The following is a 16463-nucleotide window of genomic DNA, read 5'->3' as shown; positions in this document are numbered from 1 at the left end:
CGTCACGATGAGCACCGCCAAGGACACCGGCCTCCTCGAGATGGCGTGGGACCCGATCACCCGGATCGTGGGCAGCCTCGGCATCTACACGAAGATCGACTGGGCGCAGCGGCGCGTGGTGGAGTGCCACAGCACCTCGTCGATCTTCCGCGGCTACAGCGTCTTCCTGAAGGGCAAGGACCCGCGCGACGCGCACTTCATCACCAGCAGGATCTGCGGGATCTGCGGCGACAACCACGCCACCTGCTCGGTCTACGCGCAGAACATGGCCTACGGCGTGCGACCGCCGCGCCTCGGCGAGTGGATCATCAACCTCGGCGAGGCCGCCGAGTTCATGTTCGACCACAACATCTTCCAGGAGAACCTGGTCGGGGTGGACTACTGCGAGAAGATGGTGCGCGCGACCAACCCCGGCGTCCTGGACCTGGCCAACCGCACCGAGGCGCCGCACGCGGGCGACCACGGCTACCGCACCATCGGCGACATCATGCGCTCGCTCAACCCGCTGGAGGGCGAGTTCTACCGCGAGGCGCTGCAGGTCTCCCGGTACGCCAGGGAGATGTTCTGCCTCATGGAGGGGCGCCACGTGCACCCCTCGACGCTCTACCCCGGCGGGGTCGGCACGGTCGCCACGATCCAGCTCTTCACCGACTACCTCAGCCGGCTGATGCGGTACGTGGAGTTCATGAAACGGGTCGTGCCCATGCACGACGACCTGTTCGACTTCTTCTACCAGGCCCTGCCCGGGTACGAGGAGGTCGGCAGGCGGCGGGTGCTGCTGGGGTGCTGGGGCGGCCTGAACGACCCGGAGCACTGCGACTTCACCTACCAGAACATGGAGTCCTGGGGACGCAGGATGTTCATCACCCCCGGGGTGGTGGTCGACGGCGAGCTGGTCACCACGAGCCTGGTCGAGATCAACCTCGGCATGCGGATCCTGCTCGGTTCCTCCTTCTACGAGGACTGGGAGGACCAGGAGATGTTCGTGACGCGGGACCCGCTGGGCAACCCGGTGGACCGCAGGCACCCGTGGAACCAGCACACCATCCCCAGGCCCGCCAAACGCGACTTCGACGGCAAGTACTCCTGGACGATGTCGCCGAGGTGGTTCGACGGCAAGGACTTCCTGCCGCTGGACACCGGCGGCGGCCCGCTCGCGCGGCTGTGGACGACCGCGTTGGCCGGGCTGGTGGACATCGACACCGTCAGGGCCACCGGGCACAGCGTGCGGATCACCCTGCCGCGCACGATGACCAAGCCCGAAGTGGTGTTCGAGTGGAAGATCCCGCAGTGGAGCAACGCCATCGAGCGCAACCGGGCCCGCACCTACTTCCAGGCGTACGCGGCCGCCGTCGCGCTGCACTTCGCGGAGCGGGCGCTCGCCGACGTCCGCGGTGGGCTCACCAAGACCTGGACCGAGTTCGGCGTTCCTGAAGAGGCGTTCAGCTGCGGGTTCACCGAGGCGGTGCGCGGCGGGCTCTCGCACCACATGGTGATCAAGGGCGGCAAGATCGCCAACTACCAGCCCTACCCGCCGACGCCGTGGAACGCCAGCGTGCGCGACCACCACGGCACGCCGGGCCCGTTCGAGGACGCGGTGCAAAACACGCCGATCTTCGAGGAGAACAGCAAGGAGAACTTCAAGGGCATCGACATCATGCGGGCGGTGCGCAGCTTCGACCCCTGCATGCCCTGCGGCGTTCACATGTCCATCGGCGCGGGGAAGACGGTGACCAGGATCCACACCCCCCATGCGTTCAACGGTGAGCACTGAACCACACCGCGATCCGAGGAATGAGCCATGACGCGCAACGTAAGCACCGTCGGAGATCGCATCGAGGAACTCCTGGGCGGCCTGCTGCCGGGGGAGAGCCGCCAGACGGCCGAGGAACTCGTCCGGCTCCTGATGGAGCTCTACGGCGAAGGACTCGCCCGCGTCGTCGCCGTCCTGCGCGAGCACGACCCGGCGCTGGTCGAGCGCATCGCCGGGGACGACGTGGTGGCGGGTCTGTTGTTGCTCCACGACCTCCACCCGCTCGACGTGGACACCAGGATCCGGCAGGGGCTGGACCGGGCCCGTCCCCATCTGGGCGCGCACGCCGACAGGGTCGAGTACTCGGGTGTCGACGCCGAAGGGGTGGTGCGGCTGCGGCTCGACGGCAGCCGCGCAGGCTGCCCGTCCGCGACGCGCGCGGTCAGGGAGGCGATCGAGAAGGCCGTCCTGGACGCCGCTCCGGAGACCACCGGGGTCGAGATCACCGGAGCCACCACCGACCTGTTGCAGATCGGCATGGGACCGCCGCCCGGCTGGCGGTCGGGGGCCGGTTCGACCCGGTGGAGCGAGGCGTCATGAGCGCCCGTACCGGTTTGTGGCGCTTCGTCGGACAGCCGGGTTCGCTGCTGGAGCAGCGCCCCGCGCAGATGGAGCGGACGGAGCAGTGCGAGATCTGCGGGACGCCGGTCGCATCGCGGCACGGCCACGTGGTCGACACCAGGCGCCGTGGCCTGATGTGTTCCTGCCGCGCCTGCTTCCTGCTGTTCACCCAGGACGCCGTTCGCGGTGCCAGGTACCGCGCGGTGCCGGAGCGCTACCTGTCGGACCCCCGGCGACCGGTCACCGACATCGAGTGGAAAGGCCTGGGAATCCCCGTGGGTTCGGCGTTCCTCCTGCGCGGTGACACCGGCGTCACCGCGTTCTACCCGAGTCCGGCGGGCGCCGCCGAACGCCTGCTCGACCTCGACTACTGGACCGAGCTCGCGGCCGGGCACCCGCTGTTGAGGATGGTCGAGCCCGACGTCGAGGCGATCCTGTTCCGCAGCACCGAGAGCGGGGTGGACTGCTTCTTGGTGCCCGTCGACGTGTGCTACCGGCTGGTCGGCACGGTCCGGCTGTTCTGGACCGGGCTCGACGGCGGGCCCCAGGTGCGCGAACACATCGACGAGCTGTTCGCCGAGATCAGCGCCAAGGCGCGGTCGCTGATCGCGGAGGCGGGGCGATGAACCGGTTCCGCTTCGACTGCATCGACGCATGGGCGAACCAGTACGCGGTCGTGCCGGGGCTGACGTTGCGGCTTCGGATCACCGAGACGACGGGGCAGCCGATCGAGGCCATCGCGTTGCGCTGCCAGCTCCGCATCGAACCGCAGCGCAGGCGCTATTCGGCCGCCGAGGCACAGCGGCTCACCGACCTGTTCGGGCACAGCGACCGCTGGGCGGACACCTTGAAGCCGTTGTCGTTCACGACTCTGTCGATCATGGTGCCGGGCTTCAGCAAGAGCACGGTCGTGGATGTGGACGTGCCGTGCAGCTACGACCTGGAGATCGCTTCGACGAAGTTCTTCAACGCCCTCGAGGATGGTGCGATCCCGCTGCTGTTGTTGTTCAGCGGCACGGTATTCGGCAGTGACCAAGGCCGGCTCCAGGTGCAGCAGGTGCCCTGGAGCAACGAGGCGTCCTACGCGCTCCCGGTGAGCGTGTGGCGGGAGACCATCGACCTGCACTTCCCCAACAGCGCGTGGCTACGGGTGCGGCAGGACACGATGGACTCCCTGCAGCGCTTCAGGTCCCAGCACGCGTTCGCCAGCTGGGACGCGACCTTCACCGCCATGCTCGCGTCGCACCGGACGAAGGACACGTGAGCGGAGCCGATCGAACGGGGCTCGTCCGCAGGGACCTCCGGGTCGCAGGAGTCGTGCAGGGCGTCGGCTTCCGCCCCTTCGTGCACGAGCTGGCCACCCGGCTGCGCTTGTCCGGCCGCGTCGGCAACGACGTCGCCGGCGTGTTCATCGAGATCGAGGGCAGGCCGGAGGACGTGCGGGAGTTCCTGACCGCCCTGGCGCGCGACGCTCCGCCGCTGGCCCGCGTCGAGGACGTCCAGGTGACGCGACGCCCGGCGGGCGGTGCGACCGGATTCGAGATCGCCACCAGTCATGCCGAAGGCGCGCGCAGCGCACGGGTTGCGGCGGACTCCGGCACCTGCGCGGACTGCCTGCGCGAGCTGTTCGATCCGGCCGATCGCCGCTACCGGTTCCCGTTCGTCAACTGCACCAACTGCGGCCCGAGGTTCACGATCGTGCGTGACGTGCCGTACGACCGGCCGCTGACCACCATGGCCGGTTTCCCGATGTGCGCCCTGTGCAGGGCCGAGTACGAAGATCCCGGCGACCGGCGCTTCCACGCCCAACCCACCTGTTGCCCGGCCTGCGGCCCGCGGCTCGAACTGGGCGACAGCACCGATCCCCTCACCGACGCCGTCGAACGCCTCGCGGCCGGACAGGTGCTGGCGGTCAAGGGGCTCGGTGGCTTCCACCTCGCCGTGCTGGCCGCCCACCCCACGGCCGCGGCCACGCTGCGCGCCCGCAAACACCGTGCCGACAAGCCGTTCGCGCTGATGGTCGCCGACCTGGACCAGGCCGCCGCCCTGTGCGAGGTCGACGAGCCGGGCGCACGTGAGCTGACCAGTCATCGCAGGCCGATCGTGCTGCTGCCGCGTCGTGCGGATGCGCCCGTGGCGCACGCGGTCGCGCCCGGCGCCCGGGAACTGGGCCTGATGCTGCCCTACACCCCGCTCCACCACCTGCTGCTGCGCGACCTGGCCGAACCGATCGTGCTGACCAGCGCGAACCTCTCCGACGAGCCGATCGCCTACCGGGACGCGCACCCGCTGACCGGCATCGCCGACGCGGTGCTCACCCACGACCGCCCCATCCACATCCGCGCCGACGACTCGGTCGTGCGCGGCGGCAGCGTGCTCCGCCGCTCCAGGGGCTACGCGCCCGAACCGGTCGTCCTCGCGTTGCACTGCCCACGGCCGGTGCTCGGCTGCGGCGCCGAGCTGAAGAACACGTTCTGCCTGGCCAGGGATGAGCACGCGTTCGTGTCGCAGCACATCGGGGACCTGGCCAACCACGAGACCTTCACGGCGTTCACCGAGGGCATCGAGCACTTCCGCCGGCTGTTCGGGATCACCCCGCAGGTCGTGGCGCACGACCTGCACCCCGACTACCTGTCCACCAAGTACGCACTCGACCTCACCGGTGTCGACGTCGTTGGTGTGCAGCACCACCACGCCCACATCGCGTCCTGCCTTGCCGACAACCGCGAGGCGGGCCCGGTCATCGGGGTCGCGTTCGACGGCACCGGCTACGGGCCGGACGGCACCATCTGGGGCGGCGAGTTCCTGATCGCCGACCTGAGGGGTTACCGGCGTGCCGGACACCTCCGCCCGGTGCCCATGCCCGGCGGCGCCGCGGCGATCCGGCAACCGTGGCGGATGGCTGCCGCCTACCTGCCCGACGTCGACCTCCCGGTGGCCCGCAGGCACCACGAGCAGTGGGCGACGGTGGTCGCGATGGCCCGCAACGGGATCAACTCGCCGCTGACCTCCAGCGCCGGCAGGCTGTTCGACGCGGCCGCCGCGCTGCTGGACGTGCGAGACGCGGTCAACTACGAGGGGCAGGCCGCCATCGAGCTGGAGCAGCGCGCCGACACGTCCACAGTGGACAGTTATGCGGCGAGGACCGACGGCCTGGTCGTGCGCGGTGAGGACCTGCTTCGCGCGCTGGTCTCGGATCGGCTCGCCGGCGTCGACCCCGCGGTGATCGCCGCGCGGTTCCACAATGGTGTCGCCGATGCCATCGTGTCCTGCTGTGCGACCGTGCGCGAGAGCACCGGGCTGGCCACGGTGGCGTTGTCCGGAGGCGTGTTCCAGAACGCGCTGCTCCTGCGTCGTACCGTCAACCGTTTGCAGCACAACGGGTTTCGTGTCCTCGTTCACCGCAGGGTGCCCGCCAACGACGGCGGCATCAGCCTCGGTCAGGTCGCCGTCGCCGCCGCTCTCTCGGCGTCCGGTTCTCGTTCGGGCTGCGGCGGGAGGCTTCATGCGGATGCGATGGCGAACGATGCTCGCGACCTGGGGCGCGACGCTGCTGCTGGTCGCCACGACGACGGCCACGTCGGCAGCCGATGACACCGCGGCAGGCCGCTACGGCTGGGGGAGTCCCCTTCCTCAAGGGGCCGACGAGAACACCCGCGTTGTGGGAGGCGCAGGCCACGAGTGCGAACAACGCAGGCAGTGCCACCCGCTGCTGATCCTGTGGCCGGACTCGAACAGGTGGCCGGAGGACGGCGAGTACGACTACCAGGAGAACGGCGCTTCGGGGGTGCCGACAGCGTCTGCAAGTGCGTCCAATGCGCTCCGCCGACGCACCAGACGATTCAGCTGGACAACGTCCACGGCGGACATGCAGTAGGCCGTCTACGAGGTCGACTGGGCGCGCGTCTACGCCCTGCCCGCCTGATCGGGTGATCGGCGGGGGCGGCTCAGCCGGGGCCGCCCCCACGGTCGGGTGAGCCGGCGCGTTGGAGCCGGATGGGGCCGGTCCCGGGAAGGAGAATCGGCGGAACCCGCCGCATCCGAACGGAGAACGTGTTGTCCGCCAAGGTGATCCCGGCCGTGCTCGCCGTGTTCGGCGGGACCTTGCTGGCCTTCGTGCTGCTCGTCCCGTTCGTCTTCCGCAGCTACCGACGACGCGGGGAACTGGGCTGGCGGCCGACACTGCTCGCGTTCGGGTTCCTGGTCTACGGCCTGGCCCTGGTCACCTACACGATGCTGCCGTTGCCCAGCATCGACGCGGCGTGGTGCGCGGCGCACCAGGAGCTGACCCATCCGCAACTGGACCCGCTGCGCTTCCTCGCGGACATCGCCAAGGAGCAGAAAGCACCGGGGTTGCGCGGGTTGCTGGTCAACCCGGCGTTCCAGCAGGTGGTGTTCAACGTGGCGCTGTTCGTGCCGCTGGGCGCCTACCTGACGCACTACCTCCGGCGCGGTGTCGGCTGGGTGGTGCTCGCCGGTTTCGGGGTGTCGCTGCTCATCGAGCTCACGCAGTTGACCGGGAACTGGTTCATCTTCGAATGCCCGTACCGGATCGCCGACGTCGACGACCTCATCGCCAACACGCTGGGCACGGCGTTCGGCGTGTTGCTCGCGCCGCTGTTGCGGTTCCTGGGGGGCCCGAAAACCACGCTGGCGGCCGAGGAGCCGCGCCCGGTCACCACCGGACGGCGGTTGCTGGGGATGCTCGTGGACCTGGTGTCGGTCACCGTGCTGGGCGGAGCGCTCGCCACTACCGCGAACCTGGTGGCGCACTTCGGTTTCGGCGTCTGGCTCAACCAGGCTTCGTGGGCCCAGCCGTTGATCACCGTGTTGGGCACGTGGATTCCCGCCGTCTTGCTGCTGGCAGTTCCCGCGCTCACCGGTGGTGCGACCGTGGGCCAGCGCGCGGTTCGCTTGCGCCGCACCAGAGCTGACGGTTCCGCGCCGGGCGCGCGGATGGTGGTCGCGCTGCTGTTCGGCACCTTCGGCTACGTCGCGCTCAGCAGCATGGGCCGGACCGTCCCGGCCGCCGAGAGCCTCGCTCAGCTGCTGCTGTTCGGTGCTCTGGTGTGCGCGTGGCGGCCACGGTCGCACCCCGGTTTGTCCGGTCTGGTCTCCGGTCTGGTCGTCGTCGACTCCCGGGCTACCCGGTAGCGCGAGCCCGTTCGGCCAAGGAGTTCACCAACGCCGAACCCGTCGCCGCGTCGTCGACGGTCACCAGGAACTCGCTCCCATCGGTCAACTCCAACGAGATGGCCTCTCCCGCGCGCAGCACCACGGCGGTCGTCCGGCCCCAGTACCGGTACCCCCAACCCCCGAACTTCCTGACGGGTTCGGTTTCGCGCACCGACGCGTGAGCGATTCGATCGAGCCCGATCCGCTTCCTCGGCCAGCCCGGGAACGTGGGCCGCACCGCCAGACCGTTGCTGTCGACGGTCACCCGCACCGAAGCGCTGCACATCAGCGTCAGTGCGGACAGCAGGACGAGAATGCCCGGCCATCCGACGGCGTAGGTGACGAAGATGCCCAGCGCGAGCACGAGAACGCTCACGACCACCGGCATGCGGGTCACCACGGTCTGGCTCCAGCTCGCGCGTTCCTCGGCGGCCAGCGGGATGCGCGGCGCGTCACTGGGCAACGGTTCGGCGGCCGGCGCGACGGTGCGGCCCGCGAGCAGGTACCCGGCTGTTCCGCCGAGCAGCCCGGCGACGAAGGGGATGACGAAGGACCACCATGCGAAGTCCACTGTGGACGGGTCGGTGACGTCGACCTGGCGCAGCAGGAAGATGCTCTGCAGTGCGATGAAGTTGGTGCTCACCCCGACCGCGATGCCGGTGAAGACGCGTTGTGTCGACGGGCTCCGGCGCGTGGCGATGACCGCGAAGACGCCGAGCGCGCCGAGCACGCTGCCGACCGCGAACGCGGACCAGAAGAACGCCGGGACCGAGCTGAAGCCGTCGACCTCCCCCTGCGGATCGGCGTGTGTGGCGAGCCGTTCGGGGAGGCGGTGGGCGAGGGAGAGCTGGAGCACGGCGAACGCGCTCAGGGCGAGCACGGGCGCCAGTGCCGACAGCAGGACGCGGCGAGCGAAGATCGTCATTTCATCACCCCTTGTTCGCGTACAACTATAACAAGGTGCGGCTGTGTCCGGGCAATGCCCGGGGCCTGTGAGCACCTCTGGGGTGCGGCGGGGGCATTTCACGGGGATTTCAGCAGCGGCTGTGATGCTTTCCGCTCAACCTGCGGGGGAGGAGAGCATGAGCGTGCGTGCGCTGGTGAGGAAAGCCTTGGTGCACATGGGGATCGGCCTGCTGGCCGCCCTGGTGACCGGCGTCGCGGCCTTCGTCGTCGAGGGGGCGCTCCGGCAACGGGGGCGGCGGGAGGGCACGGCGGACGTGGTGGTGCCGCGGCGTGCGGACGCGGAAGCGCTTCGCGTCGGTCTCTTCGTGGTGGGCTGCGGCTGACGCCGGTGAGGTGAGTGCCTCACCTCACCGGGTAGAGCGTTGCATGACCATGCGGTGGTGTGCATATACTTCACTCGTGTCCAAGGTGCTTACCTCCCTGCCTGTCGGTGAACGTGTCGGCATCGCCTTCTCCGGCGGCCTCGACACGTCGGTTGCTGTCGCGTGGATGCGCGAGAAGGGCGCGGTGCCCTGCACCTACACCGCTGACATCGGCCAGTACGACGAGCCCGACATCGCCTCGGTGCCCGGGCGCGCCACGACCTACGGCGCGGAGATCGCCCGCCTGGTCGACTGCCGCGCGGCCCTGGTCGAGGAGGGCCTGGCGGCGCTGGCCTGCGGTGCCTTCCACATCCGCACCGGCGGGCGCACGTACTTCAACACCACGCCGCTGGGCCGCGCGGTCACCGGCACCCTGCTGGTCCGCGCGATGCTCGACGACGACGTGCAGATCTGGGGCGACGGCTCCACCTTCAAGGGCAACGACATCGAGCGGTTCTACCGCTACGGCCTGCTGGCCAACCCCTCGCTGCGGATCTACAAGCCGTGGCTGGACGCGGCGTTCGTCAGCGAGCTGGGCGGGCGCACCGAGATGTCGGAGTGGCTGGTCGCGCACGGCCTGCCGTACCGGGACAGCACCGAGAAGGCCTACTCCACCGACGCCAACATCTGGGGCGCCACGCACGAGGCCAAGACCCTGGAGCACCTGGACACCGGCATCGAGATCGTCGACCCGATCATGGGCGTGCGGTTCTGGGACCCGGCCGTGGAGATCGCCACCGAGGACGTGACCATCGGCTTCGAGCAGGGCAGGCCCACCACGATCAACGGCAGGACCTTCGCCACCGCCGTCGACCTGGTGATGGAGGCCAACGCCATCGGCGGCAGGCACGGCATGGGCATGTCCGACCAGATCGAGAACCGGATCATCGAGGCCAAGAGCCGCGGCATCTACGAGGCGCCCGGCATGGCGCTGCTGCACGCCGCCTACGAGCGGCTGGTCAACGCCATCCACAACGAGGACACCCTGGCCAGCTACCACAACGAGGGCCGCAAGCTGGGCAGGCTGATGTACGAGGGCCGCTGGCTGGACCCGCAGGCCCTGATGCTGCGCGAGTCGCTGCAGCGCTGGGTCGGCACCGCGGTCACCGGCGAGGTGACGCTGCGGCTGCGGCGCGGCGAGGACTACTCGATCCTCGACACCTCCGGGCCCGCGTTCAGCTACCACCCGGACAAGCTGTCGATGGAGCGCACCGAGGACTCCGCGTTCGGCCCGGTCGACCGCATCGGCCAGCTGACCATGCGCAACCTCGACATCGCCGACTCGCGCGCCAAGCTGGAGCAGTACGCGGTCCTGGGCATGGTGGGCAGCAAGCACCCGACGCTGATCGGCGCGGCGCAGGCGGCCTCCACCGGGCTCATCGGCGCGATGCCGAAGGGCGGCGCCGAGGCGATCGCCTCCCGCGGTGAGGCCCCTGAGGACGAGCTGCTGCTGGACAACGCCGCCATGGAGGCGGGCACCGACTGAGGCGTCAGGGCCTGGGCCGCGACACCCTCCTCGCGGCCCAGGCCAGGACCGCGGCGGCGAGCACGATCCCGCTGACCGACAGCACCGCGGTCTCCGTCGCGGCCGATCCGTACCCGTCGGTGGACCACACGATGTAGGCGACGCCGTGGAAGGCGTAGACGGTGGCCGCGCCGCCGACGAGCAGCCCGGCGAGGCGGACCGGGATCGGCAGGAACCGCGTGAGATCGGCGCACACCACGCCCCCGACGAGCACGACGACGAGCTGGAACGCGGTCGTGACGAAGCTGCCGCGGTAGCCGGCCGGATCCAGCGTGAAGAACCGCCAGCCGTCATCGCCGTAGCTGCGACCGTAGTACCAGAGACCCACGACGCCGAGGGCGGCGACGAGCGCCATCAGCATCCCGGAGGCGGCGGTGGGCAGCCGCTTCCGCCACGACCCCGGGCTCGGTCCCGGTTCCGGCTCCGGGCTCTGCTTCGGGCTCGGCGTGGTGAGGATCTTGGTGTCGTCGGTGTCGCCGATCATGGCCATCGCCTCGGGGACGGTCGGCCGCGTGTCCGGGTCCTTGTCCAGCAACCGGGTGATGAGCTGCGTCAGCGCACCGGCTCGGCTCGGTTCGGGAACCTCGCCCAGCAGGAGCGCGGCCAGCGTGGCTTCGGGGGAGTCGCGGCGGAACGGCGAGACGCCCTCGACGGCCTGGTAGAGGGCCACGCCGACGGAGAACAGGTCGCTGGCGGGCAGCCCGTCGGTGCGCAACCGCTCGGGCGCGATGTACTCCAGCGACCCGATGAACATCCCGGTCGCGGTCAACGCGGTGTCGGACTGGTGGACCGCCGTCCCGAAGTCGGTGAGCACCACCCTGCCGGTGTCGGTGATCATCACGTTGGCCGGCTTGATGTCGCGGTGCACGAGGCCTTCCTGGTGCGCCGCGCCGACCGCGCTCAGCAGCGCCGTGGCGAGCTTCGCGGCCATGTCCGTCGACAGTGGACCGTGCGCCGCGACGTGTTCGGCCAGGGAACGGCCCTGGACCAGCTCCATGACGATCCAGGGGCGGTCGTCGTCGGTGACGGCGTCGTAGATCGCGACGATGTTCTCGTGGTTGCGCAGGCGAGCGGCGTTGCGGGCCTCGCGCACGGCGCGCGCGAGCCGCTCGTCCTGCTCCGCCTGGGACAGCCCCGGTGGCATGCGCAGTTCCTTGATCGCCACCTCGACGCCGAGGGTCTCGTCGTGCGCGCGCCAGACCCGCCCGAAGCCGCCCGAGCCCAGCTCGGCGACCAGCTTGTAGCGCCCACCGACCACATGACCAGCACCGATGGCCGTCACGACACCTCCTGCCCGTTCCGCCGGGCTCCATCCCGGTCTCAAGACTGTCTCACGCCGGTGTCGCGGCCGTGATCTGCGTGGTGGGCTGCTGGTCGACCCACCAGGAGGCCACCGTTCGGTCACCGACATCGGGTTCTGGGTGCACGTCGAAGTCCTCGCCTCCCGCGACGACTCGGCGCACGAGCATTGACATTCCTGTGTGGACAGTGCGCGGGCGTGGGCTCGATGTGAAGGTGACGCAGGACGCCGGGCGGAGCGTTCGCGTGGACTACACCGACCCTGACGGTGGGTCGGCGGTGTGCGTGAACTCGGAGGTCGCCACGGCGGAGATCGTGTTCCGGGGACAGCGGTGGCTGGTCGAAGGAGCGCACGCCGAAGTGGGTCTGCGCTGACCTCGGTCTACTCCTGGAGCTGAACCGTCAGCCGGTGAAGCGCTCGCCGCGGCTCAACCGGTCGAGGAGGTCGACCACCGCGCGTGGTCCGCCGTGCGCCGCTGCCCATCGATGCACCCGGCACGCTGCCTTGCCGTACATCTGCTCGTCGGCGCTGGCGGCGCGCAACCACTCGTCGAGCGTCTGCGGCAAGGGTTCCTGGGTGTCGGTGCGGCAGCGGTCCGGTGAGGTGCGCGGTAGCAGGAAGCGCGGGTCGTCGGCGACGAGGACGGCCAGCCCTTCGTCGAACCACTGCGGCACCTGACCACTGCCCAGCCGCGCATGGAGTTCGGTGTGCGACAGCTCGTGCGCGGCGATCACGGGGTCGAGGCCGCGGGGCGAGAGCATCACGGCTCGGCCGAGCACGGCGACGCCCCGTTCGCCGCCGCCACCGACCCGGCTGTAGCACTCGGGCGTGGAGCAGGCGAGCACGATCGGCCTGCCCCTGCGCTCTCCGTAGAAGTCGGTGACCCGCTGGTTGGCCTCGCGGTACAACGAAACGAGTCGCTGACGGTCCACATCGGACACATCGGGTTCGGCGTAGAGCCCGTCCTCCACCGGGACGAGCCCGTAGCACCGGGGACAGGTGGTGGCGGCGATCGAGGGGAACGCGAGGACCAGCGTCACCCCGGAACCCAGCGTCAAGACGGCGACGATGGCGATGATCCAGGCCCAGCGTGCTCGCCGGCGCAGTTCTCATGGCGCGTATCGTCGCAGCTCGGTGTGGTCGTGGGCGGAGAAGATCTCGACCTCGTCGCCGTGCGAGGCGCGCAGTTCGCCCAACCGGCGCTGGTTGGCCCTGCGCTTGGGGCCGTCGACCTGCATCAGGTTCTGGAAGAACGCCAGCCCCGGGGTGGAGCGCGGGCGCACGGGATCGATCTCGTCGTGGAACATGTAGGCGTCGCCCGCGTGCAGCAACCACTTCTCGCCGGTGTCCACCGCGACGGCGGTGTGGCCGTGCGTGTGCCCGGCGAGCGGGACGAGCAGGATCTCCGGCGGCAATCCGTCGAGCTGGCGGACGGCCTCGAAACCGAACCAGCGATCCCCGGCTTCGGCGTAGGTCTGCCACTGGGGCCCGTGCGCCCACTGCTTCGTCCGGTAGCGGCGCTTCTCCGCGCCGGTGGGGTTGCTCGCGCGGTCGTGCTCGACCTGGTGCACGTGCACCTTCGCCCACGGGAAGTCGCGGAGCCCGCCCGCGTGGTCGACGTCGAGGTGGGTCAGCACGATGTGCCGCACGTCCTCCGGCTTGTAGCCGAGCCGTTGGACCTGCCGGACCGCGGTCTCCTCCGGGTCCAGCACGGGACGCGTCACGGTGCGGAACACCGCGCTGAGCGTGGACTTCGGGTTCTGGACGTCGCCGAGGCCGAGGCCGGTGTCGACGAGCACCAAGCCCTCGTCGGTCTCCACGACCAGGCAGTGGCACACCATTGTCGCGGGCGCGAACACCCCGCCCTCGCCGTGCACGAGGCGATGACTCGGCGGGTGCATGGTGCCGCAGTTGATGTGGTGCGCGTGCAGTCCGGTCATGCTGTCGTCTCCTCGATCATGGTGGCGATCCTGGCCGCGACGCAGCGCAGGGGAGTGGTGTCGCGCTGGACCCTGGCCAGCAGCAGCGCGCCCTCGATGGCCGACACCGCGAAGGTGGCCAGTTCCGCGGCGGCGGCCTCATCCGCCCCGTCCGCGCGCAGGCGTTCGGCGATCAGGTCGATCCAGGACTGGTAGCCCTCGGCGCACGCCTCGCGGATCGCGTCGCTGCCCGCCGCCGCTTCCAGCGCCACGGTCGAGATGGGGCAGCCGTCCCGGAAGCCGGAGTGCTCCAGCAGCCCGCCGAGCAGGTCGGCGGAGGCGCGCAGGGCGGCTGCGGTGTCGGGCGTGGTCTGGATGAGCAGGTCGACGGCTCCGCGCAGTTCGGTCGCGGACAGCCGCACCGCCTCCACCGCCAGCTGTTCCTTGCCGCCGGGGAAGTGGAAGTACAGCGAGCCCTTGGGGGCGGCGCCCTCGTCGAGGACCTGGTTGAGGCCGGTCGCGTGGTAGCCCTGCCGCCGGAACAGGGTCCGGGCGGCCTCCAGGATGCGCTGCCTTGTCACGCCGCGGGGTGCCATGCCATAACTATATAGACTGGTCTAGTAAGGAGCAAACCGTGACCGCTCTCGTGATCGACGTGCACACGCACGGCACCCGCCTGCTGCCGCAGCCGTTCCGCGCGCTGCACCGCAGGGTCCTGGCTCGCTCGTGGCCGGAGAACACCACCTACGCAGACCTCGCGGAGACGCCGGTGCGCGCCGTCGTCGCGAAGGCGGTCGGAGATCCACTGGTGACTCGGTGGCACCGGCCGCTGAGCCCGTGGCGCGCGGTCCGGCGGCAGCTCGCCGAGATCCGCGCCGACGCGTCGGCGGCGGGCTGCAGGATGGTCACCTCGGTCGCCGAGATCCGTGCATCGCGGGAAACCGTTGTGCTGCTGGGGATCGAGGGCGCTGACGTCATCGGGCCGGATCTGTCGCGGCTCGACGACCTGTACGCGCAAGGCGTTCGCGTGGTGGGCCTGGTGCACTACGCCGACAACGCGCTCGGCACGATCTGCATGTCGTGGGACAAGACCCCGGCCAGTCCCGACGTCCGCGCGGGCCGCCGCAAGCCCGGCCTGACCGCGTTGGGCGCGGAGGCCGTCGCCGAGCTGAACCGCCGCGGCATGGTGATCGACCTGGCGCACGCAGACCGCGCGACGATCCTGGACGTGTGCTCGCGGACGACCGCACCGGTGATCAGCTCGCACACGGGGGCTCGCGCGTTGCAGGACTTCCCCCGCTATCTCGGCGACGACGAGATCCGCGCGATCGCCGGAACTGGCGGGCTGATCGGGTTGTGGCCTTACGGGGACAAGGGGATCGGCGTGTCCACTGTGGACGAGTTCGTGCGGCACGTCGCGCACCTGGCCGAGGTCGCCGGGGTGGAGCGGCTGTGCTTCGGCACGGATATGAACGGCGTGTCCGGGTTGATGTCCGGCTATCGGGGAGCGCGGGACTTCGCCGTGCTGGTCGAGGCTCTGCGGACGGCGGGACTCGCGGAGGACGAGGTCTCGGGAGTGGTCGGGGGCAACGCCGCTCGGGTGCTTGAGCAGGTGTGCGGGTAGGCCCGCGAGAGCCGCGACGACCAGATCGTCCGCCGCGCGGCCCTGAGTTCACGCGGAGGACCTCTAGTGGCTTGTCGCAGAACGTCGGCCCAGTAATCGATCTTCCGGGTTGGTCGGCACGCTGATTCCGCATGTGGAGCGCGGGAGGTGGTCATGGCTGGCCGGCCGAGTGTGTTCGTGCGGGCGTTGTCGATGGAGGAGGGCCGGAAGCTGCAGCGGATCAGCCGGGTCTCGAAGGATCCGGTCCGGCTGCGGCGGGCGATCGTGGTACTGATGTCCGGCCAGGGCCAGGCCGCCCGGGACATCACCTCGCTGATGCAGGTCAGCGAGGACTGTATGCGGGATGCCCTCCACGCGTTCAATGAGCGGGGGTTCGCAGCACTGGACCCGAAATGGAGCGGGGGAAGCCCGAGGACGATCGGTGAACAGATCTGTCCGATCGTCCGGACCTCCCCTGCCGACCGGGTTATCACCGTGTTCACCACGTGGTCGCTGGCCAAGCTGCAGGTCCACCTGCTGGAGTGCGGCACTGTGGCGGCGATCAGTCGCGGACCGCTGAACTTGTTACCACGCAAGGGAAAGACCTGGCAGCACCAGGCCAAGCCGAAAGGCTGCGGGCGACCTATCACCGCCACGACGGGGTCACGCAGATGCTCGCCGCCCTAGACCTGGCCATAGGCAAGCTCTTCCACCGGACCCGACCCCGCAAACGCTGGAAGGAGTTCCTGGCCTTCCTCAAGGTCCTGCGGACGCGGGGGACCGACGAGAAGCTCTACGTCATCTGCGACAACTACTCCCCGCGCCGCAACACCGACGTCCGACCGTGGTGCGCGGGCAACCAGATCGAGCTGGTCTGCCCACCCACCTACGGGTCCTGGCTGAAGTGGATCGAAGCCGGATCCGCCGCACTGCGCTACTTCGCCCTGAGCGGCACCGACCACCGCGGCCACACCGAGCAAGACTCCGTCATCAACGCCCACATCCGCTGGCACAACACCCGAGCCAAGCCCCAAACCGGCTTTGCCACCGACTCACCCATCCGTACCTGGACCCCTTACCCAGCCAAGGCTGCGTGACAAGCCACCAGCTTGAGTTTTGACGTCTGAGTGGTCGGCCAGCACCCTGGATCAGTGGGCACCACGCTCGTGATACCGGTGGCCCACTTCGGGCCGCTACGGCATCACGATCGCGAACTCCGACCACCGCAACCACATGACC

General features: G+C 69.8%; 18 protein-coding genes. 12 read left to right on the top strand and 6 right to left on the bottom strand.

Annotated features, from left to right (window positions below; all coding sequences use genetic code 11):
* Positions 1-7: 7 nt before the first annotated feature.
* The 6 genes from BLT28_RS17310 (at position 8) to BLT28_RS17285 (ending at position 7528) form a co-directional block, all read left to right on the top strand.
* Positions 8-1774: a nickel-dependent hydrogenase large subunit gene (locus tag BLT28_RS17310; protein ID WP_030429640.1), complete on the top strand. Its 1767-nt coding sequence runs from the start codon at positions 8-10 to the stop codon at positions 1772-1774.
* 27 nt (positions 1775-1801) lie between these two features.
* Positions 1802-2353, top strand: coding sequence for a NifU family protein (locus BLT28_RS17305; RefSeq protein WP_052407332.1), 552 nt, complete (start codon positions 1802-1804; stop codon positions 2351-2353).
* Positions 2350-3000: a DUF5947 family protein gene (locus BLT28_RS17300; RefSeq protein WP_030429638.1), complete on the top strand. Its 651-nt coding sequence runs from the start codon at positions 2350-2352 to the stop codon at positions 2998-3000. Before BLT28_RS17305 ends, BLT28_RS17300 begins: the two co-directional genes overlap by 4 nt.
* Positions 2997-3638, top strand: a complete 642-nt coding sequence (locus BLT28_RS17295) for a DUF6084 family protein (RefSeq protein WP_030429637.1) — start codon at positions 2997-2999, stop codon at positions 3636-3638. The genes BLT28_RS17300 and BLT28_RS17295 overlap by 4 nt, the downstream gene beginning before the upstream one ends.
* Positions 3635-5968: a carbamoyltransferase HypF gene (hypF, locus tag BLT28_RS17290; RefSeq protein WP_081900311.1), complete on the top strand. Its 2334-nt coding sequence runs from the start codon at positions 3635-3637 to the stop codon at positions 5966-5968. Before BLT28_RS17295 ends, hypF begins: the two co-directional genes overlap by 4 nt.
* A gap of 462 nt (positions 5969-6430) precedes the next feature.
* A complete protein-coding gene (locus tag BLT28_RS17285; RefSeq protein ID WP_030429635.1) occupies positions 6431-7528 on the top strand; it encodes a VanZ family protein in 1098 nt (365 codons plus the stop codon).
* Here BLT28_RS17285 and BLT28_RS17280 read toward each other — a convergent pair.
* Complete coding sequence (locus BLT28_RS17280) at positions 7518-8474, bottom strand: SdpI family protein (RefSeq protein WP_030429634.1); 957 nt, start codon at positions 8472-8474, stop codon at positions 7518-7520. The genes BLT28_RS17285 and BLT28_RS17280 overlap by 11 nt on opposite strands.
* 157 nt (positions 8475-8631) lie before the next feature.
* On the opposite strand from BLT28_RS17280, the gene BLT28_RS17275 reads away from it, so the two are divergent.
* The gene (locus BLT28_RS17275; RefSeq protein WP_030429633.1) at positions 8632-8838 is read left to right on the top strand and encodes a hypothetical protein; all 207 of its coding nucleotides are present in this window, start codon (positions 8632-8634) and stop codon (positions 8836-8838) included.
* Between the two features lie 76 nt (positions 8839-8914).
* Entirely contained in the window at positions 8915-10363 is a 1449-nt protein-coding gene (gene argG, locus BLT28_RS17270; RefSeq protein ID WP_030429632.1) for an argininosuccinate synthase, read from the top strand.
* A gap of 4 nt (positions 10364-10367) precedes the next feature.
* Here the strand turns inward: argG and BLT28_RS17265 are convergent, their stop codons facing one another.
* Together BLT28_RS17265 and BLT28_RS40950 are read right to left on the bottom strand one after the other, a co-directional pair.
* On the bottom strand, positions 10368-11684 hold the full coding sequence (locus tag BLT28_RS17265; protein WP_162184839.1) for a serine/threonine-protein kinase: 1317 nt from the start codon (positions 11682-11684) through the stop codon (positions 10368-10370).
* Positions 11685-11733: 49 nt separating this feature from the next.
* Positions 11734-11871: a hypothetical protein gene (locus BLT28_RS40950; RefSeq protein ID WP_162184838.1), complete on the bottom strand. Its 138-nt coding sequence runs from the start codon at positions 11869-11871 to the stop codon at positions 11734-11736.
* A 76-nt stretch (positions 11872-11947) separates the two neighbouring features.
* Here BLT28_RS40950 and BLT28_RS42555 point away from each other — a divergent pair, with 76 nt between their 5' ends.
* Positions 11948-12076: a hypothetical protein gene (locus BLT28_RS42555; protein ID WP_269459655.1), complete on the top strand. Its 129-nt coding sequence runs from the start codon at positions 11948-11950 to the stop codon at positions 12074-12076.
* Positions 12077-12103: 27 nt separating this feature from the next.
* On the opposite strand, the gene BLT28_RS17260 is transcribed toward BLT28_RS42555, so the two are convergent.
* From BLT28_RS17260 to BLT28_RS17250, 3 genes are read right to left on the bottom strand one after another with little or no spacing between them, the layout of a single operon-like run.
* The gene (locus BLT28_RS17260) at positions 12104-12760 is read right to left on the bottom strand and encodes a hypothetical protein (protein ID WP_052407330.1); all 657 of its coding nucleotides are present in this window, start codon (positions 12758-12760) and stop codon (positions 12104-12106) included.
* Between the two features lie 51 nt (positions 12761-12811).
* Entirely contained in the window at positions 12812-13633 is an 822-nt protein-coding gene (locus BLT28_RS17255; protein WP_156050980.1) for an MBL fold metallo-hydrolase, read from the bottom strand.
* Between the two features lie 5 nt (positions 13634-13638).
* Positions 13639-14217: a TetR/AcrR family transcriptional regulator gene (locus BLT28_RS17250; protein WP_030429836.1), complete on the bottom strand. Its 579-nt coding sequence runs from the start codon at positions 14215-14217 to the stop codon at positions 13639-13641.
* Positions 14218-14255: 38 nt separating this feature from the next.
* Between BLT28_RS17250 and BLT28_RS17245 the strand changes: the two genes are divergently transcribed.
* From BLT28_RS17245 to BLT28_RS42030, 3 genes are all read left to right on the top strand, one after another.
* Positions 14256-15245 carry a dipeptidase gene (locus tag BLT28_RS17245; RefSeq protein ID WP_197684042.1) on the top strand — a complete coding sequence of 330 codons (990 nt, stop codon included), beginning with the start codon at positions 14256-14258 and terminating at the stop codon, positions 15243-15245.
* A gap of 171 nt (positions 15246-15416) precedes the next feature.
* On the top strand, positions 15417-15911 hold the full coding sequence (locus BLT28_RS42035; RefSeq protein WP_231950945.1) for a helix-turn-helix domain-containing protein: 495 nt from the start codon (positions 15417-15419) through the stop codon (positions 15909-15911).
* Complete coding sequence (locus tag BLT28_RS42030) at positions 15830-16321, top strand: transposase (protein WP_231950864.1); 492 nt, start codon at positions 15830-15832, stop codon at positions 16319-16321. Before BLT28_RS42035 ends, BLT28_RS42030 begins: the two co-directional genes overlap by 82 nt.
* Positions 16322-16463 lie beyond the last annotated feature (142 nt).

The sequence above is a fragment of the Allokutzneria albata genome (assembly GCF_900103775.1).
Classification (GTDB): domain Bacteria; phylum Actinomycetota; class Actinomycetes; order Mycobacteriales; family Pseudonocardiaceae; genus Allokutzneria; species Allokutzneria albata.
This window is presented reverse-complemented; position numbering and strand designations above follow the sequence as displayed.

Bases quoted from the DNA above. Each gene is read 5' to 3' on its own strand.
- BLT28_RS17310 (WP_030429640.1), top strand. From the start codon at position 8: ATGAGCACCGCCAAGGACACCGGCCTCCTCGAGATGGCGTGGGACCCG.
- BLT28_RS17305 (WP_052407332.1), top strand. From the start codon at position 1,802: ATGACGCGCAACGTAAGCACCGTCGGAGATCGCATCGAGGAACTCCTG.
- BLT28_RS17300 (WP_030429638.1), top strand. From the start codon at position 2,350: ATGAGCGCCCGTACCGGTTTGTGGCGCTTCGTCGGACAGCCGGGTTCG.
- BLT28_RS17295 (WP_030429637.1), top strand. From the start codon at position 2,997: ATGAACCGGTTCCGCTTCGACTGCATCGACGCATGGGCGAACCAGTAC.
- BLT28_RS17280 (WP_030429634.1), bottom strand. From the start codon at position 8,474: ATGACGATCTTCGCTCGCCGCGTCCTGCTGTCGGCACTGGCGCCCGTG.
- BLT28_RS17275 (WP_030429633.1), top strand. From the start codon at position 8,632: ATGAGCGTGCGTGCGCTGGTGAGGAAAGCCTTGGTGCACATGGGGATC.
- BLT28_RS40950 (WP_162184838.1), bottom strand. From the start codon at position 11,871: ATGCTCGTGCGCCGAGTCGTCGCGGGAGGCGAGGACTTCGACGTGCAC.
- BLT28_RS17250 (WP_030429836.1), bottom strand. From the start codon at position 14,217: ATGGCACCCCGCGGCGTGACAAGGCAGCGCATCCTGGAGGCCGCCCGG.